The sequence below is a fragment of the Acinetobacter sp. YH12254 genome (genome assembly GCF_013417415.1).
In the GTDB taxonomy this organism is placed as follows: Bacteria; Pseudomonadota; Gammaproteobacteria; order Pseudomonadales; family Moraxellaceae; genus Acinetobacter; species Acinetobacter pseudolwoffii.
In genome coordinates, this window is the sequence record NZ_VPEB01000014.1 from 82219 (window position 1) to 106665 (window position 24447).

Genomic DNA, 24447 nt, shown 5'->3' on the forward strand with positions numbered 1-24447 from the left:
AAGGACTGCGAACGCAGTCCTTTTTTATCGAGTTTTAAAATATTTACAGCGCTGGCAAAATAATAGAAAAGTATTGTTTTACCGCAGAGAAGATTATAGTGGGCACTTTAAAGCGGTCACAGGAGTAGGGGTGAAGCAACGTCAGGCGCTAGATACCAAAGCATCTGCCATCATGTTTGTATTATGTATGTTGTGGGGGCTACAACAGGTCGTGCTGAAATGGGCGGCCAGTGATATTTCAGTCTTGATGCAAATTGCCTTGCGTTCAGCCTTGTCTGCGATCATGGTGTATCCCCCTGATTCAGCAGAGCGTGCGCCGTCAGCTTTTGAGCACCCGCTATTTGCCTGCAGGATTGCTGGTCGGAATACTGTTCGCAACCGAATTTCATCTGATTGGGGAAGCACTACGCTATACCTCAGCTTCGCATACCATTGTTTTGCTTTATACTGCGCCGATTTTTGTCGCATTGGGTCTGTACTGGAAATTGCCGGCAGAGCGTTTGTCGCGTGTGCAATGGGGCGGTATCTTCGTGGCATTTAGCGGGATTGTGGTCAGTTTTTTACTCAGACCACAGACAAGCTCTACTTTACAAACCGATGCTTTGTGGGGAGATTTTCTGGCCTTACTCGGAGGTATATTCTGGGCAGCCACCACTTCAGTGTACGTCTGAGCCGACTGGCTGAAGCACCTGCCACCCAGACCTTATTCTATCAATTATTGATGGGCGGCATATTATTGCTACCCTTGGCCTTTTTTAGTGGGCAAGCAACCATTCAATGGACGACCCTGTCTATTTCCAGTCTGATCTTTCATACCGTGCTGATTTCCTTTGCCAGTTATTTGATCTGGTTCTGGATGCTGAAACATTATCTGGCTTCACGTTTGGGCGTATTTTCTTTTTTAACGCCTGTATTTGGCATGCTGTTTGGGGTGCTGATTCTGGATGAACAGATCGAACTGAATTTTATTGTTGGAACCTGTATGGTCATGCTGGGCGTGATTCTGGTGAGCTTGCAGGGATGGCAGAAAAAACCGAATACAACGAACAATCCTCAAGAGCAAACATGAACGTCTGGTCGATGAAACTGGCCACCTGGATTGGCCTGTCTTCCATTCTGATCTGGGCCAGTCTGGTGGCTGTGGTCAAATTGATTACCGAATCTACCAGTCCGGTGCAGGGGATTGCCCTGATTTACAGTTTTAGTAGTCTGGCGATTCTGGCATTGATTGGATTTCCTAAAATCAGGCAAATGTCCAAGTGCTATCTATTGGGGTGTGGGGCTTTGTTCGTTGCTTATGAAATTCTATTTCTTGTTGCAGTTGCCTGGTCGGATCACCGTGAACAGGTGATGCTGATTGCGATGATCAATTATCTCTGGCCACCCTTGATGATTGTCTTTTCGATATTTGCCCGGCAATTGCAGGCGCGTCTTTGGGTCATTCCAGGATTTTTGCTTGCTGTAGTCGGTCTGATGTTGGTGGTCAATCCTGAAATTACCAATCTATCGAAACTTATGCAGGTTTTAGCTGAAAATCCTTGGGCTTATGGCTTTGCTTTTATCGGTGCCTTGTTATGGCCATGTTATTGCATTCTGACCAGAAAATATGGTCGTGGACAAAATGGCGTACCGATTTTTTTTGTGGTCGCCGTCATTGCGTTATGGGGCTTACATCTGGGCTTGGATGAGCCTTTCAGGATGCCTTCATTGAAGCTCTGGCTGGGGATCGCCATAGTAGGCAGTCTGATCGGAATTGCTTATAGTAACTGGAATCAGAGCATGCAGTACGGCAATATCAAGGTACTGATTTTGGCCACCTATTTTATGCCAATTCTGTCTTCAGTTATGTCGATGCTGATTCTGGATATTCGGCCCGAGCTGAGTTTTTGGATTGGTACTGCTTTGGTGACCGCAGGTGCGATCGTCTGCTGGAAGTCTACGCAAACAACTTAAAAAAATCCTCTCAAGCGAGAGGATTTAGGATTATTTATTCCGGAACAATTCAGAAAGTGGAAAACTCAGCTTTTCTTCCAGATATTGATCGGTTTCCTGTAGTTTAGGCGAGAATTTCTGCATCCAGATTTCCTCGGTATGTGCCTCGGTGAAGTGATGCTTACGTGGCAATGGATAAGGAAGTTGCAGATAAAAGTCCCAAAAACTCACCTGATCCAGATCACGTACCAAGACATATTCATTGTCATCGGTACGTTTGATCAGATTTTGTTTTTCAAACATGCTCACATAGTTTGGCCAGCGACCAATTTCATCACGACCCAAAGCATCTAATGCTTCTGCTTCACTAATGCTCTCACCAGTTTTTTGCTTTTTATGAAACAGCTCTAATAGATCCAGCAGCATGATGATTGGGTGACGTTTATGATCCTGGCCAGATTCAAAGGCCGTCAGGGCATAACTGATCTCAACGCCGAGTAAGACAATATTCCAGGATAAATAAATCCACAGTAGAAAGATCGGCACAGCGGCGAATGCACCATAGACAATCTCATAACTGGTAAAGTTTGACATCACAAAACCGAACAGGTTTTTAAGCAGCTCAAACACCACTGCACTAAACAGGCCGGCAATAAATGCAGACTTGAGTGGCACACTGCGATTGGGGATGGTCCAGTTTAGAATGAAAAATCCGAGTACGGTCAGAGAAAAAGAAATGGCCCAGAGGACAAAAGCACCATTAAGTTCATACCCGGCAAAGTTATTGCTGAGGACACTCATGGAAGCCACGGTTGATGAAATGACGAAGGCACTACCCAGTAAAATCGGTCCCAGCGAAATGATAGTCCAGTAGCGCATAAACCCGATGATTCCACCTCGGGTCTGAGTCACTCGCCAAATTCGGTTAAAGGCCGTTTCGATACTGGTGAGCATCAATACGGTCGTAATAAATAAAAACAGGATACCAATCACGGTTAAATTACTGGATTTATCGGTAAAGGCATTCAGCGCTTTATCAAAGGCAATCGTGGTTTTGGGTAGAAAGTTACTGTAGATCAGCTGTTGCAATTGTTGTCGTGCAGGCTCTAAGGCTTTAATCGATGAAATAATAACCAAGAAAACCGTCAACATCGGCACGACTGCGAAAAGCGTAGTATAGGTCAGAGAACCGGCTTGCTCACGACAACGGTCTGCTTCAAAGCGTCGAAGTACGAATAAAATAAACTGAAACCAGTGTTTCTCATAAAAGGGTAACTTTTTTAAATACTCAACAATCATGTGCATCCAATCTCAATTTTTTTAATCATCATGAATTTTCATCCATTAGCTTAACCAAAAAAGTTACAGAATATCGTATAGTTTTATTTTTTTAAGTAATGAATAAGAAGCCTCATGCAACCTTATGTTCTTGTTTTATATTACAGCAAATATGGCTCAACGAAAGAAATGGCACATCTGATAGCCAATGGCGTTGAATCGGCAGGAATGGCGGTAAAAATTCGGACTGTCCCGAATATTTCTAGCGTCGTAACCATAGCCGAGCCGAGTATCCCGGCAGAAGGGGATATTTATTGCAGTTTAGAGGATTTGGCCCAGTGTTCTGGCTTGGCCTTAGGTTCACCGACCCGTTTTGGCAATATGGCCTCAGAAATGAAATACTTTTGGGATCAGACCACCAGTCTATGGCTGAATGGCGCGTTGCATGGTAAGCCGGCTTGTGTCTTTACCGCATCGGGCTCCATGCATGGCGGACAGGAAAGTACCTTGTTGACTATGCTGCCACCATTATTCCACCACGGTATGATGATTATGGGGCTCAGTAATGCTACAGCTGCCTTGTCCAATACCAAGACTGGCGGTACGCCGTACGGTGCCAGTCATGTCAGTGGCCCACGGCATGATCAGGGTTTAAGCCCAGATGAAAAAGTTTTGTGCGAAGTACAGGGCAAACGACTGGCTGAAGTGGCTTTAAAACTCAATCAGTCTTAAGCATTAACTCACAAGGAAATGAAGAACTCACTCACTTCATTTCCTTCATGATATTAATCTTCTTTTTGATCTTTTTGATCTTTTTGATCTTTTTGATCTTTTTGATCTTTTTGATCTTTTTGATCTTTTTGATCTTTTTGATCTTTTTGATCTTTTTGATCTTTTTGATCTTTTTGATCTTTTTGAATAAATCTATGTTTGCATTTTAAACATTGATAATCCAAGAATAAATTACGGTCGACGGAAATCCCGGCTTTTTTGCCGAGGAAATTTCCTATTACGCCACCGGTAATGCCAACACTGATTGCCCCGACAAAAGTACCCACTGTCCCACCTAAAATTACACCTAAGGGGCCAGCAACAGTACCAATCGCTGCGCCAACGGATGCGCCAGAAGCAGCACCACCGACTGTACCCGCAGTAGCACCTGCCGAGCTCATGAGAATGCCACCAATTTTCTTTAAATTCTGTTCGTGATCACGCTGTTCGATGTCAGTGGAACCACATTTAGGACATTGCATAGGTTTTTCCATCAAGGATTGGTATTCACTTGTTTTAAGTTTATGGAGGAGATGCAATTTTCTCTAGATCAGCAGCTCTTCATAATATGCTGCAACAGCATATATACATGCTGAATCCTGAGGTCAGGAGCATTTCCTACCTTCCTGATTCTAGTTGAATTAACGCTCAAACATTGTATTTCAGCTGTAAATATATTTATTTTTATCTGCGTGAGTCATTTTTGAATTATTTCGATCATGCAGGACACTATAAGATTTTGGAGGTTTTTCTTCCTCAGTACTCTATCTATACACAGGCCTGATTGGCCATTTCTTTATATTCAAAGCAGCTGACGGTTTGCTGGCTGCTCTCAAAAGCTTGCAAACAGAAAGGATTCATTAAAGCTATTTGGCATTTTTTATCAAAAAAACAGCTTAAAATCGGCATTTTTTTATAAGTGGTTTTCATTCTCATTGATTAATTGTATTTTTAATAAAGTGTGATATTTATTATTATTAATGAGAAGTTCTAATAAAATAAAAATTTACAGATTTTTAAAATTAAAATAAATAATAATTTGGGTCGTGATTAGATAATTTATTTATTATTGATAAGATAAAAAATATATTATTTTAATCAAGTTTTTTAGATGATTATTATATTCATATATTTTCGATATAATGATTTCTTACAAATCACAAAATATAACAAAAATAATTATTATAAATAAAAACAAATATATGGGTTTTTTAATCAATATAAATAAATATGTGAATAATGCTGGGTTCTACTTTTCATTTTTTTATGTGATTTAATATTTTTCAGATAAATTTAATCTTACTCAACCCAAGAATTAAATAAATATCTTAGATCAGAGGATATTAAGATTATGAGAATATTAGTCATCAATCTGGGTTTATTATGTTTTTGTTTTTTAAACAATGCTTATGCCACATCTGATGAGTGGACGCAGCGTTGGAAATCATCAAGTGCCCGCTCCAATGAAAATCTAGTTCAAGCCAATCTGATCGAGCTCAAGGAGTCCGATTATTATTCTGGATTAGGTAGAACCACTATTTACAGTACCTCAACCACCTCTATAGGTACCGTAAATACACCCACAAACAATATCAATGTCGAAGGTTCAGACAACAACATCGATATTTCGAGTGAATTACTCAATGAAGCACCTGTTAATTCAAATACCAATCAAAACGCTCAGCGCTGTCCTAATTTAAGTACTCAATCAGGAGAGTCGCTATGCTGAATTTCTCCTTAACCCGAAAATATATATTTTCTCTGAGTATTCCTGTTTTTTTTAGCTCGCTTCTAACAGGCTGTACAGGTTTAGCTCCCTCAAACAAGAAAGCAGTTAGTCTGGTGCAAGGACCACCCATTACCGATATTTTTACCCCTTTTGATATGGCGCTCTCCTGCCTTAAAGGGCAACTACGTAGCGATGTGAGTTTCTCTGTTGGCGCGATTCTGGATCAAACCGGTAAAGACGTAGTCACCAATGGCGGAAGTGGCAAAATGGTGACCCAGGGTGCGGGAGATATGGTGCAGTCTGCCTTGTTTCAGGCGGGCGTCAGTTTAATGAACCGACGTGATCCCCGGATTATCGAAAGTGAAGCCAAGTGGGGGATTCGTGATCCAAGGCAAATTCAGGCCTCCGATTATTATGTCACCGGCAGTATTAACAGTCTGGATTTTATTCCGGGTGGGGGTTTTGACATGCAAATTGCCGGAGTCGGCCCGAATTACAGTCAAACCCGTATTATGGTCGGTTTGGATTTATCTCTGACCGATACCCGCAGCAGTAAAGTGGTGGGTAATGTTTCCTTGCAAAAGCAGATTGCTGCACAGGATTATGGTCTGAGTGCGGGCAGGTTCGCGGGTCGTACACTGTTAAATATTCAAATTGGCAAGGGAGAACGAGAGGCGACTAATTTTGCCTTACGCCAAATGTTGAACCTGGCCACTTTTGAATTACTCAGTCAGGTCGTGCCACCGGCAGTGTTTGCAAGTTGCCGTGCGGAAATTCCACCTGAATTTGGTCGCTTAGATCTCACTCGCAGTTCTGTTGCCTTGCATAAATATAAGAAAAATCAGCAACAAATCAGTACCGATTCCAGCAACCCTGTTCAGGAATCGGCCTCACGTCAGGCAGATTCATCCAATGAAAAAAACAAGTCGACCAATTCACCCAGCAAAGATACCAAGCCGCCTAAGCAGAAAGAATCTGAGGTGATTCAGAATCCTGAAGCCGAGCCTGAAATGAGCAAACAGGAACTGATTAAATATATTAGTAAGACTAAGCGCCCATCTCCGACAAGCAAAATAAATGACAAAAAAGATGTTCAAGAACAAGCCAACAAAGAACAAGCTGAGGAGAAGTCATCCAGTTTATGGGATGCCAATCCAGAGGTAGTGGAGAATTACTGGTCAAATATTCAACGTGATTAAAAGATTTGAAAATGGGCTCGCTCCCATTGTCAGAAGAAGTACTTAGCGAGAGGTACTTTAAAATAACAGTAGGAAGAACAATGATGAAAAACACGATCAAAACAGTCGCATTATCCGTCGCCTTTCTGTCTAGTGCGGGGATGGCATATGCTCAAGAAACCAATGTGGAAGTAGATACCGGTTTACAAGCTACTCTGGATTCTATTTCTCAGCAGGTTGAAAATGGTTCTGCGCTGAATCTGGCAGTGAATACAGGTGATGTTGATGCAAGCGTTGATTTAGAAGCACTTGCAGGAGCAGTAAGAGAAGTACCAGATGCGATTAGTTCAATTGAAGGGACAATTGAAACTACTGCAATTGGTGCAGCGAACACAGGTAGTATCACGATTGAGCAAGGCAGCTTCAATCAGGTGATATCAGACGTATCAGATGAAACATATGACTATGATTTCAGTCAAGTCACCAGTGCAACGAATAATTCTGAAACCTTAGAAGAGTTATCCGAGGTTGCGGATAGTTCAGATCTATCGGAAGTTGTAAGTTCATCACTGTCTACCAACTATAGTGAGCAGATCAATGAAACTTTAAGCAATTATAGTGTAGCGAACATTGCCTATAATGCGGGTACCATTGATGCCTCTGTCAATGCGATTGCAGAAGGAACTCAAACTGCTATTAACAATAGCATCACAACTACCGCTATCGGTGCTGTAAATAGCGGCAGTATTACTGTGACGGTTAAATAAACTCTTGTTCAAGGTGAACAGAGGTCTAATTATTTGCAGATAGTTAGACCTCTTTATCTTATAATAAAATTGCTATAACTGGTTGTTTATTCATCGGATAGAAAAATTATTTATTTTATGACACGATCTATTTTAGAGGTTTAATCACTTCGAATTTAAAAGTAAGCCATTCATCTAGGATCAAGTCAGGAATCATGAATAACACATTAGATTGAACTAGAGTCGAGCTTTGAATATTTTTAATTTATTTCATCAGATAGACAAAATAAAAAAGAGCGCATAAGCGCTCTTTTAAAATTGATTGTCGAGCTTAGTCGCGAACAAATTCAACTGTGCCATTTGCCAAAGATTTTACGCGTGCCAGTGACTCCACACGGTAGCCTTTTTCAAGCAGCAAGTCGCGACCAGGCTGGAATGATTTTTCAATCACAATACCAATACCGACCACTTCTGCATTGGCCTGATGAATCAGATCGGCCAGACCCAGCGCCGCCTGACCATTCGCCAGGAAGTCATCAATCACTAAAACCTTGTCGGTTGAGCTGATGTGTTTATTTGAAATTGCGATGGTGCTTTCAGTCTGTTTGGTAAATGAAAACACTTTAGAGCGGTATAAATCATCTTTCAGGGTCAAAGACTGGTATTTACGTGCAAAGATGACAGGTACACCAAGTTCTAAACCTGCCATCACTGCAGGTGCAATACCTGATGCTTCAATCGTAATAATTTTGGTGATACCAGCATCCTTAAACAGACGCGCAAATTCTTGACCAATTAATTGCATCATGACTGGGTCAATCTGGTGGTTTAAGAAAGAATCCACTTTCAAAACTTCTTCAGAGAGAACGATGCCTTCGGCCAAGATTTTCTGTTCTAGTGCATGCACGGGAGAATCCTCAAGAGCAGGTGCTTTTTCAAGCAAAAGCGTATTGTAAAAAGCACCCGGAAAAAATCAAGTGAAATTCGCCAAAATCTTAGTTGCTTGCACCTTTATAGTCAGTTAATAGCAAACCATAAGAGGTTTTCTTGTCTACATGCGAAACCTTGACTGGCAGATAGTCAAGTTTCGGTGCCAGCCAGAAGATGGTTTCACGACCCGGCTTGCTATGCTTCATCACCACCTTGATGGTATTAAACGAACCATATTTGGTACTGACCGTTTCTGTACCTTGCTTAACAAACTTACGGCCTTCGACCTCTTTGGCATCAGCAAGATAATAATTCGATTTTAAGCCACCATTTTTCAGATCTTCACGAATTTGTAATTCCGCATTCAGTTCATCCAGAACATCGGCTCTCCAGGCAAAAGAACGCTTTTCATCATCTTTTCTGGTATTGATGGTTTTGCTGGAAGGATTAAAGTTAATACTCATGGTGTTGTTATGCACCAGGATTTTACTGCTACGACTGAAACTGCTGGAGCCAATCTTGCCGTTATTAAAGGTGAAACGGCTGGTTTCAGTTGCTGAAGCAATACCACCGGCTTTTGCAGCAAAGACGTAAGTCCAGTTATTGCCAGATTTACTCAGAGTACGGGTGGCAGAACCCATATTCTTGCCATTATAGCTAAATTGATAATTGGCTTGGAAAGGCGTCATGGCAAAAGCCTGGCTAGAAATACCAGTCAACAGTATTGCACCGCTTAGACCTGTGGTCATCGCTAAAGTCTTAAATACAGTCTTCACCATTAGTCATTTTCCTATATTGGTTAAACGGGCAAAATATCTTACTTGTTGTAGCTTTTATTCTTTAGGCAAAATATGGAAATTTAAGGGATATTTCTAGCAAAAATGTATCTTTCATGTAGTTTTTTTCAACAAAAGTTCAAAAAACGGGATTGAATAGTATTCAAGACGGATCTTTCTGTTTGATCGGGGTCACTAGGTTATCGTCCATTTCGTCTTCATTCCAATTTTCCTCTCTGTCTTGAGAAAGTTTTCTAAACAGGGCTGCCAGATTCACATTACCAATCACCACCAGTTCAGCTTCGCGAAGCACTGCATGATTCACATGAACTTTTCCTAGAGTGTCAATAATCGAACGGTTTTTGCCTAACCAGCGGTTCAAGTCCAGATACAGCAAGTCATCAATGACTTTAATAACGCCAAGTTTTTCCAGAATCATGCCCAATGGATCTTTGTTCAAGATGCGTTGATAGAAGAACAGGGCAAAACGCACCCCAAGCTTATACAACAGATTTGGATATTTGGCGTCAATAAGCTGTGTATCACTGATTTGCTCGAATACAATCAGCTGGGTGGTCTTATTCAGTTCCATCTGAACCAGCTTCAAGTCTACCGACAAAGTGATATTCAGGCCTTTATAGTCTAGTGTCGCGTAGAGACGCAGCCAGTCTTCATGCAGGTCTGCGTGTAAGTCTTTCAGTGCATCGACATTGTCGGTGACAAAGCGTTGAAAAGTTGCATTTAAGAAGACTTGCGATAAAGGGAATTCACGCTCATCCTCAATAAATCCTTCCGCCCTCTGATACACTTGGCGGATTCGGTTGGAAATATTGGAAATTAGCGTTTGCATATTGAAGCATCCTAGCAACTTTATTTTTGACTCGAAGTGTATCTTGTCGAATTGTATGAAAAATACAAGTATTCAAGCTTGAAGTTTAGCAAAATAAATAGCACCATTTTTATAGTTTTAGTTATGTAACGTTGAAGATTTGATGGATTTGGCACTTTTAAAATAGAAATGCCCAATTTGTTTGTTTTTAATCTTTAAAATACTTTTTTGGGGAACTGAACTCAGGACTGAGTTTGGGTAATGTGATAAACAATGATATTAATGCCTCTGGTCAGAACCTGGTGGAAAGATCCAGTGTTTAGCAGTGCCGTGCTCACCGCAGGCATTCTGCATTTGATCGTATTGACACTGGAATTTGGTATGCCGCAAGATCGGGAGACCAGCACCAAAGAAATTGCAGTCAGCTTGCGACAAACAGATGAAAAAATTGAACACGCTGATTTTCTGGCCCAGACAGACCAGCAAGGGTCTGGCAAGTTTCGAGAAGCGCATCGGATGTCGAGTGATATGCCATCTCCTTTGTTAGAGCAGAAGGCAGGGGAAGAACAACAAGAAAGTCCGGATCTGCTGCAACAGAAACAGGAACTCAGTTTTGAAGAAAAAGTGCTGATGACCACCTTGAGCTGGCAAAAACAGGCAGAAGAAAATCAGCGTAAAAAAATGCAGGAGCAGTTACAAAGCCAGTTTCAGGCCAAAGCAGCCATGGTGGCCAGTCTGGAAGCGCAATATTTACAGCGTCAGCAAAATTTTAGTCGTCAGCAAAAAATTAAAACTGTGGATGGTATTCAATCCAAGCAGGATGTCTCCGCAGCCTATCTGGAAAAGTTCCGTCAGAAAGTAGAGTTTTATGGCAATCAGTATTATCCGGAAGCTGCCAAGCAGCAGAATCTGGCAGGTGAAGTTCGTCTGATGGTGATCCTGAATCAGAATGGAGGGATTCGTGCCATCCGATTAATTGACAGTTCAGGACATGCCATGCTGGATGAGGCTGCGAAATCTTCTGTACGTAAAGCGGCGCCATTTGGTGCGTTTGATGCCAAAATGAAGGAAATTTCTGAATTGCGGATTATCCGAACCTGGCGTTTTGATCCGGCTGAAGCAGAGTTTGAAGTACGTTAATTCATTCTAGTTCTCTTTCCCTTTGGGAGAGAGTTAGAGAGGGGTTTTAACAGGTATTAGAACCTCTCCCTTGCGAACTCAGAATATATTCTGAGGATTCTCATCTCCTAGAGGAAGAGCGAATATAAAGCATTAAAAAAGCGAGCCTCAGCTCGCTTCCTTCATTTTCTTTTAAATCTTAATCTCGTTCCAGATAAGGATTTTCAAAACCCAGCTTGGCCAGAATTTCAATTTCAATGCCTTCCATTTCTTCCGCATCTTCATCTGATGTTTCATGATCATAACCCATTAAATGCAAGGTGCCATGCACCAGCATATGGGTGAAATGCGTCAACGGCGCTTTTTGCTGCTCAAGCGCTTCAGCAAGTACCACAGGAATACAGATCACCAGATCGCCAATGGGAAAGGCATCCAGAAATTGCGCCATTTCATCTGGAAGATCGCTCGGAAAAGACAGGACATTGGTCGATTTGTCTTTGCCGCGATATTCCAGATTCAGTTTATGACTTTCATCATGATCGACACAGGCAATTCCAATTTCGCAATTACTTTGCGTACCGATATGACCTAAAGTGGTTTCGACTACTTTTTTAATAGAGGCACGTTTTAGTACCAGTTCAGGTGACTGAAAATCCTGCTGTAAGGAAAGACTAAGTTTCAACACAAATCCTTAAATTGAAAGCTTAATGCTGTGCATCTGCGGCAGCATTATTTTCAGCGATCAAGGCGTCCTGACGTGCTTTACGTTCGGCACGTGCTTCTGCACTTAAACGCTGCTGATCACTGTCCCAGCCTTCATAGGCTTCAACAATTTTCTGTACCAGTTGATGACGAACCACATCACGCGAATGAAAACGGGTGATATGAATTTCAGGGATTTTATCAATCACACGCAGGGCATGTGAAAGACCAGACTGTTGGCCGCGCGGTAAATCCACCTGCGTCACGTCACCAGTAATGACCGCTCGTGAACCAAAACCTAAACGGGTCAGGAACATTTTCATCTGTTCTGGGGTGGTGTTCTGTGCCTCATCCAGAATGACGAAAGAATGATTCAAGGTACGGCCACGCATATAAGCGAGTGGCGCCACCTCAATCACTTGACGTTCAATCAGCTTGGCCACTTTTTCAAAGCCGAGCATTTCATACAAAGCATCATACAATGGACGCAAATAAGGATCGATTTTCTGGCTTAAATCCCCTGGCAAGAAACCCAGTTTTTCACCGGCTTCGACCGCAGGACGCACCAGTAAAATGCGCTGGATTTCATTGCGTTCCAGCATGTCCACAGCAGCAGCGACAGCCAGATAGGTTTTACCGGTTCCGGCAGGACCTATACCAAAAGAAATATCACTTTGCAGAATACGCTGTACATAACGTTTCTGGTTGGCACCACGCGGATTGATCCGGCCTTTACGGGTTTGTAACCAGACATTGTCCAGGCCGGTATGTTCTTGGTCTTCTAGATCTTGCTGGAGTTCACGGTCAGTCTGACTGCCCTGAATCATTAGGTGCAGGGTATCTGCGCTGATCTGCTGGCTCTGTTCAGATTCTTCGTGTAGACGTTGCAAGAGCATTTCGGCTCTTTCAACGGCATCGATTCCACCATCCACAATAAAACTCTCTCCGCGATGGGAGATTTTGACATCTAAACGTTGTTCAATTTGCTTCAAATGACCGTTATAAGCACCTAACATCGCTTGGATACGGTCCATTGAAATCCCAGGAAAAGCTACTGTACGTCGAATCGCTGCAGTCAAAGAGTATTCCTTATGAAGTGTACGTTATATGCTCTACATTACGCCACGTCAGGCTCAAGATTCAAGAGTTCACCATAAACTAAATTCAAAGTTTTAATTTCGGTCACTTCGATCTCGGCAAAGCGACCTACCCAGGCAGGATCACCAATAAAGTTGACATAACGGGTGTTGTCCGCCGTACCCACCAGAATATTCGGATCTTTATCAGAGACTTTCTCGATCAGTACCCGCTGGATGCTACCGAGCATGGCATCCGTTTTGTCAATACTCGAGCGTTTAATCCATTGCTGAACTTTGGCCAGACGTTCTTTTTTGACATCTTCCGGAATGGTATCTTCCAGTTCTGCGGCAGGCGTACCCGGACGTTTTGAATAGATAAAACTATAAGAATGATCGAAATCCAGATCCTGAATAAACTGATAGGTCTCTGCAAAGTTCTCATCGGTTTCACCCGGGAAGCCAATGATAAAGTCTGAAGATAAATGCATATCGGGACGAACTGAGCGTAACTTTTTAATCTTCTCGATATAGACATCGATGGTATGGTTACGTTTCATGGCCTGAAGCACATCATTCGAGCCACTTTGTACCGGCAAATGCAGATGCGAAACCATTTGTGGCAGGTCACGATAACACTGGATCAGGTCATCATTAAATTCGAGTGGATGCGAAGTGGTATAACGAATCCGGCCAATGCCCGGAATATCCGCGACTAAACGCAACAGATCGGCAAAAGTACAGATATTGCCTTCAAAGGTTTCACCACGATAGCCATTGACGTTTTGACCCAGCAGGGAAATTTCACGCACGCCTTTTTCTGCCAGACCCGCAATTTCAGCCAATACATCATCCAGTGGGCGAGACACTTCTTCACCACGGGTATAAGGCACCACGCAGAACGAACAATATTTTGAACAGCCTTCCATGATCGAAACAAAGGCTTTATAGCCCTCAACACGCGGTTCAGGCAGAAAGTCGAATTTTTCGATATCCGGGAAGGAGATATCTACCAGTTTGATTTTTTCTTTTTTCGGTTTTTCGATCTGGTCAAAATGCTGATCCAGCATTTGTGGCAAGCGGTGCAGGGTTTGCGGGCCAAAAATCATGTCGACATAATTGGCACGTTTCTGGATGTTGTCGCCTTCCTGAGACGCCACACAGCCGCCAACCCCGATAATCAGATCCGGATTCTTGTCTTTCAGTTTGCGCCAGCGACCCAGCTCGGAAAACACTTTTTCTTGGGCTTTTTCACGGATCGAGCAGGTATTCATCAGCAGAATATCGGCATCTTTAGGATCGTTGGTCAGCACATAGCCATGAGAATCGCCTAACAGGTCTGCCATACGGTGACTGTCGTACTCATTCATCTGACACCCTTGCGTTTCGATATACAGTTTTTTTACTGCAATCTCATGGACAGGGGTGTGCGCTGGCTGGGTAACAGTGTTTTCTGAGGCAGCTGGGGCACCATTCGGAATGAAGGTTTGAACCGTCATGTAGGCTCCTACAAGGTAATACGTTGAAAGAGTGAACGAACAGCCTGATTGACGCATCAAACAGGTGAATAACAATTCAATTCACGGACTGAAATATGGGAAGGCGCATATTTTAGCAGGAAAGTCGCTTAAACTTATAGCTTAAATTAAACGTGGAAAAATATTGATTTATGGGTAAAAATTGTCTGTAGATTAATATTGCTTAATCATAAGGTTACATAACTGAACAATACAGTTGCTTATAATATTTCAACAAAGCTCTTATGATAAGCAACATAGGCTAGGCACAGAATCGATGAGAGAAGGCAAAGGGATGTTGAAACACACTGAAAATATGTATAAATATTATAAATTAATTACGTTAAGTGTGGCGTGTATCGGTTCAGCAAGTACATATGCAGCTGAAGAGCAATTTAACGATGCCTTACGTGCGGCCAATTCAGGTAATACTGAATTATTACAACAATATCGCCTGTCCATGCAGAATGATGCTTTAGGCTATTATCCGGAATACTGGATTTTAAACCAGAATCTTGCCTTGCAACCTGCCAGCCAAATTGTCAGTTTTGCTCAGCGCTACCCGCAATCTGCGATGGCTGAAAAGCTGGCAGCGGACTATGTCGAAGAAAAAGTCAAAATGGCAGATTTCACCACGGCTCAACCGGTATTGCCTTATGTGACCAATGCTGATCCAGCTGAAGCCTGTGCCGTAGCACAAGTTCGTGCCAAAGCCGGTGATGAGCTGGTTTATGCCGAGTTTAAAGAGGTCTGGCTAACCACCAATAGCCAACCGGATTCTTGTACTGGACTTGGTCGAATGATGCTTTCTAGCCCTTTAATGACGGCAGAAGACCGCCAACAGCGACTTTGGGTACAATTGCGTGCCGGTCAGTCAGGTCAGGCTATTGCCACTGCGCAAGGAATCGGTCTGAATCTGTCTTTAGCACAACTCAATTCGATTCAGGCCAATCCAACCAATTATTTATGGTCTGCACCGAAAAACAGTGCGGCAGAACATGCTTATCTGATTTATGCACTGGGACGTCTGGCAGATAGTGATCTGGACTCGGCGTTATCCATTGTGAAACGGACTGCTGAAGGCACACCGGTACAAGTACAACGTGCCTTATACCGAGCTGTGGGGTATGTCGGTGGAACCACAGTCATGAAGAACAACTTTAACCGGGAAGTGTTAAATGCCTTTGATGCCAGTTATGGTCTGCCATTTAGTCCGGAAGAAGCTGAGATTTATGCGCGTCAGGCCATCCGTTTTAGTGCGTGGGAAAGCCTAATCCGTGCGATTGATGCCATGAGCGTCAATCAGAAACAGGAAGATCGCTGGCAATATTGGCTGGCCCGTGCCAGTGAGCAGCGTGCAGATCGTAGTTCAAAGAAAACTGCAGAGAGTATTTATCGTACATTGGCCGCCGGGGATGATTATCACAATCTTCTGGCACGCGACAAGTTGGGACAGCTGACTGCGAGCACACCCAATCCAATTCAGCCATCGAATCAGGCCATGCAACGTTTGAATCAGGATATTCATTTCCGTCGTGCGTTCACGCTACGTAATATCAGTGCACCGAATAACTACATTAACCGTGAATGGAACTGGGCAGTGCGTCAGGCCTATCTGAAGAAAGATGATGAGCTGTTGCTGGCCGCAGCAAAGCGTGCCATGGACATGGGTTGGCATGATCGGGCCATTTATGCAGCTGACCGCACCGTGAACAAACATAACTACAATTATCGTTATCCAATGCCGCACCAGAATTACGTGGTCAGTCATAGCCGCAATGCCGGGATCGATCCGGCTTGGGCTTATGGCTTGATGCGTCAGGAAAGCCGTTTCAATACCGTGGCACGTTCACATGTGGGTGCCGGTGGCCTGATGCAAATCATGCCAGATACTGCCAAGCTGGTGGCGCGTCAAATGGGTGAGGCTTATAATCCGGCAGCTTTGACCGATATGAATACCAATATCCGTTATGGCACCTTTTATTTATCGACCATTCAGCGTCAGCTCAGCAACAGCCCAGTCTTGGCAACCGCAGGCTATAATGCCGGACCAAACCGTGCCCGCCGTTGGCAGCCGGAATTTCAGGGCATGGCAGCAGATCAATATACTGAAAGTATTCCTTTACTTGAAACTCGGGATTATGTGAAACATGTCATGACCAATGCCACACATTACGGTCTCTTGTTAGGACAGGGTGCACAGTCCGTGGGTAAGCGTATGCAACTGATACCATTACGTAATACACAATAAAATTAAAATTATTGGGGATGGTGATTTATTCATGAAAATAATGAAGGATCGTCGAGTTTGGGGGAAATGGGCAGCGCTTGTGTTTTTGGGCAGCAGTCCGGCAGCATTCGCCATGCCGACAGACTATGTTATGGATGTAGAAATGGTGCCGGCTTTGTGTAGCCTGTACCCTGAATATGCAAAGAAACGAAAATGTCTAGAAGGTTATTCCTTGAATATTTCCGGCTTATATCCTCAGGCTACGTCAGAAAACTGTACCACCAATAGCTCTGCGAAACTTTCACCGCTTCAGTCCAAGGTAGTGGCCAGAGTCATGCCAGATGAAAATACCCGGACCATTTTGTGGCGCAACATCGGCGGCTGTGTTCCAATGAATGCCAGCCAATATTTCCGGACGATTATCAATTATGCAGACCGGCTTAAAGTGCCGGCAGAGCTGACTGAACAGGAAAATATCACCATATCAGTCGATGCGCTGCGTGTGAAATTTGTGAGAATTAATCCGCAATTACCCGCCAATGCTTTGAGATTTAATTGCCAGCTTACTCAAGCTAGCAGCGTGTTGACCTCGATCAAAGTCTGTTATCACAAAAATGGCAATTATAAATCCTGTCCTGCCAACATTATTAATACATGCCCAAAAACTGTCACAATAAAAGGAACATACTGAGCTTTTTTGCCGGTTTAATTTATATTTCCTATCAGACTTTAGATGAAATCCGTCCTCTTTTATATGCATCCGGCAAAGGATTGGAGTACAATCTTTCGCGTTTACGATTATTAGATTAAATACTAACTATTTAATCGCGTTGAATATCCTCAATTGGAGATAATTAGATGAAGCAAGCAGTTCGTGTTGCCGTTACTGGCGCTGCAGGTCAAATTGGTTACAGCCTATTATTCCGTATCGCAAGCGGCGAAATGCTAGGTAAAGATCAACCAGTGATTTTGCAATTGCTCGAAGTTCCTTTTGAGAAAGCTCAGCAAGCGCTAAAAGGCGTAATGATGGAGCTTCAAGATTGTGCATTCCCGCTACTAGAAGACATGATCGGTACTGATGATCCTAAAGTTGCATTCAAAGATGCTGACTACGCGCTATTAGTTGGTTCACGTCCACGTGGTCCAGGTATGGAACGTGCTGATCTGCTTAAAGTGAACGGCGAAATCTTTATCGGTCAAGGCCGGGCACTTAACGAAGTTGCGAGCCGTGACGTTAAAGTTCTTGTTGTAGGTAACCCTGCGAACACGAATGCTTACATCGCGATGAAATCTGCTCCAGATCTTCCAGCGAAAAACTTCACTGCAATGTTACGTCTTGACCACAACCGTGCTGCATCTCAAATTGCTGCTAAAACCGGTAAAGCGGTTAAAGACATCAAAAATCTTACAGTTTGGGGCAACCACTCTCCAACAATGTATGCTGACTACCGTTTCGCTACAATTAATGGCGAAAGCGTTAAAGACATGATTAACGACCAAGATTGGAATACAAACACATTCCTTCCGACTGTTGGTAAGCGTGGCGCTGCCATCATTGAAGCGCGTGGTTTGTCTTCTGCTGCTTCTGCTGCAAACGCTGCAATCGATCATATGCGCGATTGGGCTCTTGGCACAAATGGCGAATGGGTAACCATGGGTATTCCTTCTGACGGTTCTTACGGTATTCCTGAAGGCGTTATGTTCGGTTTCCCTGTAACGACTGAGAACGGTGAATACAAAATCGTTCAAGGTCTAGAAATCGACGAGTTCAGCCGTGAGCGTATCAATGTTACATTGAACGAACTTGAAGAAGAGCGCGCAGCGATTGCTGACATGCTTAAATAATTTGATCGTTTAGATTAAGTTGAAAGAGCACTCCATTCGGGGTGCTTTTTTTATATCTCTATTTTTTTGATGAACAAAAAATAACATGCTGTGATGCAGCAGCAACTGAATCTTGCTTAGGCTTGGACTAAGCTAAAAAACATAAATAATCCAATAAAAGGCGAGGTGAAGAAGATGTTTGATCAACACCCAACGTTAGAAATGTTTTTTCAGCAACTTGGATTGGACTCGAGTCCCGAGGCGATTGATGAGTTTATTAAGACCCATCAAATTGGCCTGGACGTGCCTTTGCACAAGGCGCCGTTCTGGTCGAAATCCCAGCATGATTTCCTGATTGGTCAGTGGAAAAAAGATGATGAGTGGGCAATTTTAGTTGATGTCCTGAATGAACAATTACATAGCGAAGCCCAAGGTTCTGGGTCATGTGATTTATAAATGAGTATTTAAGGATTTATGCCAGTTCTTATTTTAGGGATGGTAAAGGTCTTATTTTTAGTTTAGAGCATATAACAGGAGCAAGTGGATCATGTTCGAACAACAGCCAACTTTAGAATTATTATTTGAACAATTGGGTTTGCCTGCTGATGAAGCCGCAATTAATGAATTCACCCATACCCATCAGTTGCCATCTGAAGTCGCTTTACCGGATGCCGAATTCTGGAGTGAGGGCCAAAGTGCATTCTTACGCGAGCACTGGCATCAAGATGATGAATGGATTGTGATTATTGATAAACTGAACCAGCTGTTACATGTCGAAAGTGACAAGCAAGGTGTTTAAATTATAGTCTACAAAAAGAAACAACAAACCTAGTCAAATGACTAGGTTTTTTTTTGTCTTATCTTATAAGTTAGATCTATAAATAATTACAATTTATCTGATATAAGGAGGGCGACATGCTCATGAAGAACCAACCATCCTTAGAAATGTTATTTTCTCAACTCGGTCTGGCCAATAGCGCTGCTGCCATTGAGTTGTATATCCGGACTCATCAACTTCCAGCAGGCCTGTCCTTGCATGAGGCACCATTCTGGAATAAATCCCAGCGTTCATTATTGATTAGTCATCTGGTACAGGATGATGATTGGGCAATCTGGGTGGATGAGCTGAACCAGCAATTACACATGGATGCCTACAGACGTCAGCCTGCTTAACTGTGTTATATCTTGGTATTACTTAAAAAATGAAAGTGATGCTCAAAAGAAAACGCCTTAAATGAGGCGTTTTCTTTGACGCTGTTAAGCTTAATGCATTTTACTTTTTAATATTTTGATAAACCATTCCTGCTGACGATAATCACTAAAGGCATGATGCTGCTGCAACAACTCCAGTTCACATTCAGCCGTTTTGGTGTATTTACCTAACCAGTGACGTGTCAGGGCCGGCTCATTTTTACTGGCACTGGCATAGGCCAGTAAAAAATAAATATCGCCATGTTCATAACTGGCCATCGGCTTAAGAATTTGCTGGGTAATCAGGGCAAAATGCTGCTCTTTGGTCAATTCAAAAAACATCATATAAGCCTTGGCCAGATGCAAGGATAAATTGATATACATGCGCAGCGGCATTTCTTCAAATTCCACCCGGCCTTGTTCAAGTAAGACAATCGCTTCTTGCAGGAAATGTCGCTGTTCCTGACGCAGCTCACTTAAAGTCACCAGCTGTAAACGAAGATCAGCACGTTCAAGCGTTAATTCTGGCGTATTGCCTTTTAAGTACAATTGGTCAGTTTCACCCAGTCGCTCAATAATCTGCTTGGTTGTTAATCGCATCAACGCAATCCTCATTTCTCAATAATGGCTATATGAGGTTAAAAAAATAAATTTAAAGCATGAGCGAGCATTAGATTAAGGCTGTATCGCTTCTTAACCAGGCCGTAATGGATAGACGTTGCTGTTTGGAAATTAAAACTTCATGTAACAAATCACTCTGGAACAGTACAATCCGGTTCGGCTGTGGCTGAATAATATGCCACTGGCCATTTTTATCTTGCAGACGCAATTCACCCCCCCAATCTGCCTGCCATTGTTCATGCAGATAATACACACTGGAAATCATTCGGCCATTTTTAGCTTGAGGATTGTCACGATGCAGCGCATAAAACTCGCCAGCGTGATAGCAGGCAAAATGTGCTTCGATTTCTTTAATGCCTAAATAAAACGCACGGTTTAAAGCTTGAGAAAACTGTTGCAGGGTTTGGGTGTGTAGGTGGGAAATTTGAAATTCAGGTCGTAACCAAAGAATATGATCACTACGGATGTTGCTGACGACGCCATTTTGAATGGCTGCATTACGAAATTCGTTTAAGTGGCTTAAGCATTCCTGACTTACCGCATGTTGATATTCGCTAGAATAAGCATCGTCAACAATACTAAAGCCATGTTGATCTAAATCATCTAAGATTTGATCAACATTCCAATCCCCTGGGATGATAACAGCTTCCATTTTTTTTCAATTCTCGATAGTGTGGCAAAACAGGTTCGCTATTTTAGTGTAAGAATCGTGCCTGAACGAAACTATTTTTCATGTTAAAATAGCTGTTGATATTAGGAATTAATGAAACATGAATTACCGTCACTCTTACCACGCAGGCAACTTTGCCGATGTCATGAAGCACGTTTTATTGCTTCAGTTGTTGACTCGACTGAATGCAAAAGACAAACCTTATCGCTATGTAGATACACATGGTGGTGCGGGTAAATATGATTTATCGACTGCTGAAGCGCAAAAATCAGGTGAGTTCTTAAACGGTATTCATCGTCTTGTTAAACTGGATGACTCGATCAAGCGTAATGCACCTGAAGGCGTACAACAATATTTGAAAGTTGTTGAGAAAATGCGTGAAAACTTTGGTAAGGGTGCTTATCCCGGTTCACCTTGGTTTGCCCTTGAAGGTATGCGCGAGATTGATAAAGCGACTATTTTTGAAATGCAGCGTGATGTGTTTCAGCAACTTCGTCATAATATTTTTGACAAGCGTGCCGGTTTGCATGAGCGTGATGCTTATGAAGGTCTTTTGGGGGTGATTCCGCCGAAAGAAAAACGTGGTCTGGTGATGATCGATCCGCCATATGAACTGGAACGTAAAGATTTTCCGCAGTTGGTTGAGCTGCTGGTTGCCGCGTATAAGAAATGGCCGACAGGTGTATTTGCCGTTTGGTATCCAATTAAAGACCGTGCCATGATCGAACGCTTCGAGAAGAAAATGTTCAAGACTGGTATCCGCCGTCAACTGGTGTGTGAAGTTTGTGTATGGCCGGATGATACCCCTGTCGGCTTGAACGGTTGTGGTTTGCTGGTGATTAACCCGCCTTGGAAATTCTCTGAAGATGCAGATGAAGCGCTACAGTGGTTATTCCCGCATCTTCGCATGAGTGAAAATGGTGGTCACGCTGCAGTTCGCTGGTTAGTGGGCGAATAATTTTTTTCAAAGATCAGGTCATAGCTAGGATCGTCAAGAATGACAAATATAAGCAAACCGGAACGCGACTCTTCAACTGAAGTGCCTTTTGATGGCATCACCTTTGAGGTAGAAGAAGAGGAGCATACTCAGGAAGGGCAAAAAGTTAAGCGTCGAGGCATCTATCTATGGCCGAACCTGATTACAACAGCAGCGTTGTTGTCAGGTTTCTACTCGATTATTGCCAGTATGAATGGTGATTTTCAACAAGCGATTTATGCGATCTTTATTGCGGCATTGCTGGATGGACTAGATGGCCGTGTGGCACGTGCCATTGGTGCACAAAGTCCGTTTGGTGAACAGTTTGACTCGCTTTCTGACATGCTGGCTTTTGGTGTAGCTCCCGCTATTTTGATGTATAGCTGGGGCTTAAGTGATTTGGGCCGTATTGGTCTGGCAGCCTGTTTTGTCTATACCGCATGTGCTGCTTTCCGTCTGGCACGTTTTAATGTACAGATTGGTGTGGTCGATAAACGTTATTTTATTGGTGTCGCAAGTCCTCTGGCTGCCATCATGATTGTGTCACTGGTCTGGGTCGGTCTGGATTTTCCAGAAATCTTTGATATTCGTGAACCTTCTCTTCAGGTCATTAATGCAGTGGTCATCATTGCGGTAGGCTTGTTGATGATTTCCAATATCAAATACTATTCATTTAAAACTGTAGAACGTAAACGGGTTCCATTTTTTGTCCTACCAATTGCCGTATTCGTCTTTGCAGCGATGACTTATAATATTCCTGTCGGCATTCTGGTCATTTCTATTCTCTATGCCTTGTCTGGTTTTGTAACCACCTTTATGGCAAAAAGATCGAGTACATTATAAAAAGATAAGGAGTCTGAGATGCGGTTTCTTCAAGATTTTTTAGATCGTTCGAAACAGCTGAATCAGACTCCTACTGTTTCGCGCCATCCCGCCTATCATGGCCCCACCTCAAAATATAAAATTATTCATCAGGGTTTGATGATCCCCGGGCTTCCGGCACCCCTCTATTATTTAAACTTTCTGAGTATTATCGGGCAACCCAATGCACCCATGCTGGCAAACCCGAGTGCAATCGAAACCACAGCCTTAGACACCGCCACCGTGATTTGCAGTTCGAGCCCACATATGGTGGGACAATTGCATCACTATTCGGTCAAGCAGGACTGTCATTTTAGATCAGGTCTGTTTCAGTTTCTGGATCGTGAGCAATTGAGCGGAAGTTTTCCAAATTTTCGTTTGCAGCGTTCTGACTCGGAACTCAGTTTTGATTTAAATATTCAAACCACTCAACTGATTTCTCATTTTACCCAAATGCGGTTTTCCTTGGCAGATCACTGGTCTTTGCTATGTCATTGTCAGGGAACGGTGAACTATAAAGCGCAGCAATATACGATCGATGGTCTTGGAAGCTTTGAATACGCGCGGAGTTTTAACTTTCCTTATCTACCTTTGGCCTTCCTGACTTATCAAATTATTAATCTCAGTGAAAACAGGCAACTGTTGTTGGCGCAGATTCGGGATGGTTTTAATCGTATTGTTCAGTCGCGGATATATCTCCGTGATTTAAAAAACATGCGGACCCAAATGTTCGATCGAAAAGTTTATTTTAAAGTTCATCGTGTTTATCCGTGTGTCACGACACCTAATGGGCAGAGTATGTATTTGCCGCGCGAATTTGAATGGTGTTATGAAAATGCAGACGGTACTTGTATCTGGGTACAAGGGCAAAGTCGTGGAGATTTTAAATTTGGCCTGGCAGCGGGCTATGTAGGAAGTTTTAGTTATCAAGTGAAAATAAATGAAGAAACCGAAAGTGGGGAAGGGGGCTATTGTGAATACATAGATTGTCGGCCTTTACGCTTTCAGGAACAGAATAAAACAGAAAAAAGATTAAGTCATTTATCCAATTCAGTCCCTTTACTGCTCAAGAAATGAAGAAAATCGCGATTTTTGTAGAATAAATAAACAGTCGTGATATTTTTGCTGAATTATTTAAAAATAGGGGTTGTATTGGGTTGGGGATCCTGTAGAATGCACATCCATCGGCGGTGATGAAGATTAAAACTTCTGATAAAACAGTGACTTAGTTAAGACTGATTGAGTTGGGTTTTAGAAAGAAAGTTTAAAAATAGTTTTCATTACTGGTTGACTTTCTAGAGATAGAGAGTAATATAGCCGACCTAGCTTGCTGGTGATGAATCAGCAAGAAGATCATTAAGAGATTATGAAGAACAACTTGTGTGGATTTTTACTGGTTGATCGATCGAAATTATTTTCATTGATTGATGGTAGAAATGACTCGAAGTTTATTTGAGAAATATTTGTCAGAAAATTGATGAGCCAAGATTG

Annotated in this window: 25 protein-coding genes and 1 pseudogene; 16 read left to right on the forward strand and 10 right to left on the reverse strand. The window is 42.7% G+C overall.

The window, feature by feature from the left end:
- The first annotated feature begins 130 nt into the window (after positions 1-130).
- Together FTV29_RS11415 and yddG are read left to right on the forward strand one after the other, a co-directional pair.
- A pseudogene (locus FTV29_RS11415) lies at positions 131-1069 on the forward strand (DMT family transporter).
- Positions 1066-1953: an aromatic amino acid DMT transporter YddG gene (yddG, locus tag FTV29_RS11420; RefSeq protein WP_159138643.1), complete on the forward strand. Its 888-nt coding sequence runs from the start codon at positions 1066-1068 to the stop codon at positions 1951-1953. The pseudogene FTV29_RS11415 and the gene yddG overlap by 4 nt, the downstream one beginning before the upstream one ends.
- 30 nt (positions 1954-1983) lie before the next feature.
- On the opposite strand, the gene FTV29_RS11425 is transcribed toward yddG, so the two are convergent.
- Positions 1984-3231, reverse strand: a complete 1248-nt coding sequence (locus FTV29_RS11425; RefSeq protein ID WP_005168686.1) for a YihY family inner membrane protein — start codon at positions 3229-3231, stop codon at positions 1984-1986.
- Between the two features lie 114 nt (positions 3232-3345).
- Here FTV29_RS11425 and wrbA point away from each other — a divergent pair, with 114 nt between their 5' ends.
- Entirely contained in the window at positions 3346-3942 is a 597-nt protein-coding gene (gene wrbA / locus FTV29_RS11430) for an NAD(P)H:quinone oxidoreductase (protein ID WP_005094094.1), read from the forward strand.
- Between the two features lie 53 nt (positions 3943-3995).
- Here the strand turns inward: wrbA and FTV29_RS11435 are convergent, their stop codons facing one another.
- A complete protein-coding gene (locus tag FTV29_RS11435; protein ID WP_180075521.1) occupies positions 3996-4463 on the reverse strand; it encodes a hypothetical protein in 468 nt (155 codons plus the stop codon).
- 869 nt (positions 4464-5332) lie between these two features.
- Between FTV29_RS11435 and FTV29_RS11440 the strand changes: the two genes are divergently transcribed.
- The 3 genes from FTV29_RS11440 to FTV29_RS11450 all read left to right on the forward strand — a co-directional run bounded on the left by FTV29_RS11440 (position 5333) and on the right by FTV29_RS11450 (position 7655).
- Positions 5333-5710, forward strand: a complete 378-nt coding sequence (locus FTV29_RS11440) for a hypothetical protein (RefSeq protein ID WP_005094089.1) — start codon at positions 5333-5335, stop codon at positions 5708-5710.
- Positions 5704-6909, forward strand: coding sequence for a CsgG/HfaB family protein (locus FTV29_RS11445; RefSeq protein ID WP_005168679.1), 1206 nt, complete (start codon positions 5704-5706; stop codon positions 6907-6909). Before FTV29_RS11440 ends, FTV29_RS11445 begins: the two co-directional genes overlap by 7 nt.
- A gap of 83 nt (positions 6910-6992) precedes the next feature.
- Positions 6993-7655: a hypothetical protein gene (locus FTV29_RS11450; RefSeq protein WP_034608358.1), complete on the forward strand. Its 663-nt coding sequence runs from the start codon at positions 6993-6995 to the stop codon at positions 7653-7655.
- Positions 7656-7965: 310 nt separating this feature from the next.
- Here FTV29_RS11450 and FTV29_RS11455 read toward each other — a convergent pair whose 3' ends face one another.
- The 3 genes from FTV29_RS11455 to FTV29_RS11465 all read right to left on the reverse strand — a co-directional run bounded on the left by FTV29_RS11455 (position 7966) and on the right by FTV29_RS11465 (position 10190).
- Positions 7966-8541 (reverse strand): xanthine phosphoribosyltransferase, encoded by a 576-nt coding sequence (locus FTV29_RS11455; RefSeq protein ID WP_005094083.1) that lies wholly within the window; start codon positions 8539-8541, stop codon positions 7966-7968.
- Between the two features lie 88 nt (positions 8542-8629).
- Entirely contained in the window at positions 8630-9313 is a 684-nt protein-coding gene (locus FTV29_RS11460; RefSeq protein WP_373683610.1) for a DUF3108 domain-containing protein, read from the reverse strand.
- Positions 9314-9503: 190 nt separating this feature from the next.
- Entirely contained in the window at positions 9504-10190 is a 687-nt protein-coding gene (locus FTV29_RS11465; protein WP_159138916.1) for a hypothetical protein, read from the reverse strand.
- A 261-nt stretch (positions 10191-10451) separates the two neighbouring features.
- On the opposite strand from FTV29_RS11465, the gene FTV29_RS11470 reads away from it, so the two are divergent.
- On the forward strand, positions 10452-11309 hold the full coding sequence (locus tag FTV29_RS11470; RefSeq protein ID WP_005094077.1) for an energy transducer TonB: 858 nt from the start codon (positions 10452-10454) through the stop codon (positions 11307-11309).
- 178 nt (positions 11310-11487) lie between these two features.
- Here FTV29_RS11470 and ybeY read toward each other — a convergent pair whose 3' ends face one another.
- From ybeY to miaB, 3 genes are read right to left on the reverse strand one after another with little or no spacing between them, the layout of a single operon-like run.
- Positions 11488-11970 carry an rRNA maturation RNase YbeY gene (gene ybeY, locus FTV29_RS11475; protein ID WP_005094076.1) on the reverse strand — a complete coding sequence of 161 codons (483 nt, stop codon included), beginning with the start codon at positions 11968-11970 and terminating at the stop codon, positions 11488-11490.
- 22 nt (positions 11971-11992) lie between these two features.
- A complete protein-coding gene (locus FTV29_RS11480; protein WP_005094064.1) occupies positions 11993-13069 on the reverse strand; it encodes a PhoH family protein in 1077 nt (358 codons plus the stop codon).
- 38 nt (positions 13070-13107) lie between these two features.
- The gene (gene miaB, locus FTV29_RS11485; RefSeq protein WP_159138917.1) at positions 13108-14565 is read right to left on the reverse strand and encodes a tRNA (N6-isopentenyl adenosine(37)-C2)-methylthiotransferase MiaB; all 1458 of its coding nucleotides are present in this window, start codon (positions 14563-14565) and stop codon (positions 13108-13110) included.
- Between the two features lie 334 nt (positions 14566-14899).
- On the opposite strand from miaB, the gene FTV29_RS11490 reads away from it, so the two are divergent.
- From FTV29_RS11490 to FTV29_RS11515, 6 genes are all read left to right on the forward strand, one after another.
- Complete coding sequence (locus FTV29_RS11490) at positions 14900-16834, forward strand: lytic transglycosylase domain-containing protein (protein ID WP_180040701.1); 1935 nt, start codon at positions 14900-14902, stop codon at positions 16832-16834.
- Positions 16835-16865: 31 nt separating this feature from the next.
- Complete coding sequence (locus FTV29_RS11495) at positions 16866-17504, forward strand: ribonuclease I (RefSeq protein ID WP_159138919.1); 639 nt, start codon at positions 16866-16868, stop codon at positions 17502-17504.
- A gap of 167 nt (positions 17505-17671) precedes the next feature.
- On the forward strand, positions 17672-18658 hold the full coding sequence (locus tag FTV29_RS11500) for a malate dehydrogenase (protein ID WP_180075523.1): 987 nt from the start codon (positions 17672-17674) through the stop codon (positions 18656-18658).
- A 174-nt stretch (positions 18659-18832) separates the two neighbouring features.
- On the forward strand, positions 18833-19093 hold the full coding sequence (locus FTV29_RS11505) for a DUF2789 family protein (RefSeq protein ID WP_180072983.1): 261 nt from the start codon (positions 18833-18835) through the stop codon (positions 19091-19093).
- Between the two features lie 88 nt (positions 19094-19181).
- A complete protein-coding gene (locus tag FTV29_RS11510; RefSeq protein WP_035337452.1) occupies positions 19182-19436 on the forward strand; it encodes a DUF2789 family protein in 255 nt (84 codons plus the stop codon).
- 116 nt (positions 19437-19552) lie between these two features.
- Entirely contained in the window at positions 19553-19810 is a 258-nt protein-coding gene (locus FTV29_RS11515; RefSeq protein WP_005094049.1) for a DUF2789 family protein, read from the forward strand.
- A gap of 90 nt (positions 19811-19900) precedes the next feature.
- On the opposite strand, the gene FTV29_RS11520 is transcribed toward FTV29_RS11515, so the two are convergent.
- Both FTV29_RS11520 and FTV29_RS11525 read right to left on the reverse strand, forming a co-directional pair.
- Entirely contained in the window at positions 19901-20428 is a 528-nt protein-coding gene (locus FTV29_RS11520; RefSeq protein WP_100355120.1) for a hypothetical protein, read from the reverse strand.
- A 70-nt stretch (positions 20429-20498) separates the two neighbouring features.
- Complete coding sequence (locus FTV29_RS11525; RefSeq protein WP_100357803.1) at positions 20499-21101, reverse strand: 2OG-Fe(II) oxygenase; 603 nt, start codon at positions 21099-21101, stop codon at positions 20499-20501.
- Positions 21102-21219: 118 nt separating this feature from the next.
- On the opposite strand from FTV29_RS11525, the gene FTV29_RS11530 reads away from it, so the two are divergent.
- The 3 genes from FTV29_RS11530 to FTV29_RS11540 are packed head-to-tail and all read left to right on the forward strand — an operon-like array spanning position 21220 to position 24033.
- The gene (locus FTV29_RS11530; RefSeq protein ID WP_005094045.1) at positions 21220-22077 is read left to right on the forward strand and encodes a 23S rRNA (adenine(2030)-N(6))-methyltransferase RlmJ; all 858 of its coding nucleotides are present in this window, start codon (positions 21220-21222) and stop codon (positions 22075-22077) included.
- A 39-nt stretch (positions 22078-22116) separates the two neighbouring features.
- Entirely contained in the window at positions 22117-22938 is an 822-nt protein-coding gene (pssA, locus tag FTV29_RS11535; RefSeq protein WP_005108642.1) for a CDP-diacylglycerol--serine O-phosphatidyltransferase, read from the forward strand.
- Positions 22939-22956: 18 nt separating this feature from the next.
- Positions 22957-24033, forward strand: coding sequence for a DUF6670 family protein (locus tag FTV29_RS11540; protein WP_159138922.1), 1077 nt, complete (start codon positions 22957-22959; stop codon positions 24031-24033).
- The last annotated feature ends 414 nt before the right edge of the window (positions 24034-24447 follow it).

Coding starts and splice junctions, on each gene's coding strand:
- yddG (WP_159138643.1), top strand. CDS start 1,066: ATGAACGTCTGGTCGATGAAACTGGCCACCTGGATTGGCCTGTCTTCC.
- FTV29_RS11425 (WP_005168686.1), bottom strand. CDS start 3,231: ATGATTGTTGAGTATTTAAAAAAGTTACCCTTTTATGAGAAACACTGG.
- wrbA (WP_005094094.1), top strand. CDS start 3,346: ATGCAACCTTATGTTCTTGTTTTATATTACAGCAAATATGGCTCAACG.
- FTV29_RS11435 (WP_180075521.1), bottom strand. CDS start 4,463: ATGCAATGTCCTAAATGTGGTTCCACTGACATCGAACAGCGTGATCAC.
- FTV29_RS11440 (WP_005094089.1), top strand. CDS start 5,333: ATGAGAATATTAGTCATCAATCTGGGTTTATTATGTTTTTGTTTTTTA.
- FTV29_RS11445 (WP_005168679.1), top strand. CDS start 5,704: ATGCTGAATTTCTCCTTAACCCGAAAATATATATTTTCTCTGAGTATT.
- FTV29_RS11450 (WP_034608358.1), top strand. CDS start 6,993: ATGAAAAACACGATCAAAACAGTCGCATTATCCGTCGCCTTTCTGTCT.
- FTV29_RS11460 (WP_373683610.1), bottom strand. CDS start 9,313: ATGACCACAGGTCTAAGCGGTGCAATACTGTTGACTGGTATTTCTAGC.
- FTV29_RS11465 (WP_159138916.1), bottom strand. CDS start 10,190: ATGCAAACGCTAATTTCCAATATTTCCAACCGAATCCGCCAAGTGTAT.
- FTV29_RS11470 (WP_005094077.1), top strand. CDS start 10,452: ATGCCTCTGGTCAGAACCTGGTGGAAAGATCCAGTGTTTAGCAGTGCC.
- miaB (WP_159138917.1), bottom strand. CDS start 14,565: ATGACGGTTCAAACCTTCATTCCGAATGGTGCCCCAGCTGCCTCAGAA.
- FTV29_RS11490 (WP_180040701.1), top strand. CDS start 14,900: ATGTATAAATATTATAAATTAATTACGTTAAGTGTGGCGTGTATCGGT.
- FTV29_RS11495 (WP_159138919.1), top strand. CDS start 16,866: ATGAAAATAATGAAGGATCGTCGAGTTTGGGGGAAATGGGCAGCGCTT.
- FTV29_RS11500 (WP_180075523.1), top strand. CDS start 17,672: ATGAAGCAAGCAGTTCGTGTTGCCGTTACTGGCGCTGCAGGTCAAATT.
- FTV29_RS11505 (WP_180072983.1), top strand. CDS start 18,833: ATGTTTGATCAACACCCAACGTTAGAAATGTTTTTTCAGCAACTTGGA.
- FTV29_RS11515 (WP_005094049.1), top strand. CDS start 19,553: ATGCTCATGAAGAACCAACCATCCTTAGAAATGTTATTTTCTCAACTC.
- FTV29_RS11520 (WP_100355120.1), bottom strand. CDS start 20,428: ATGCGATTAACAACCAAGCAGATTATTGAGCGACTGGGTGAAACTGAC.
- FTV29_RS11525 (WP_100357803.1), bottom strand. CDS start 21,101: ATGGAAGCTGTTATCATCCCAGGGGATTGGAATGTTGATCAAATCTTA.
- FTV29_RS11530 (WP_005094045.1), top strand. CDS start 21,220: ATGAATTACCGTCACTCTTACCACGCAGGCAACTTTGCCGATGTCATG.
- pssA (WP_005108642.1), top strand. CDS start 22,117: ATGACAAATATAAGCAAACCGGAACGCGACTCTTCAACTGAAGTGCCT.
- FTV29_RS11540 (WP_159138922.1), top strand. CDS start 22,957: ATGCGGTTTCTTCAAGATTTTTTAGATCGTTCGAAACAGCTGAATCAG.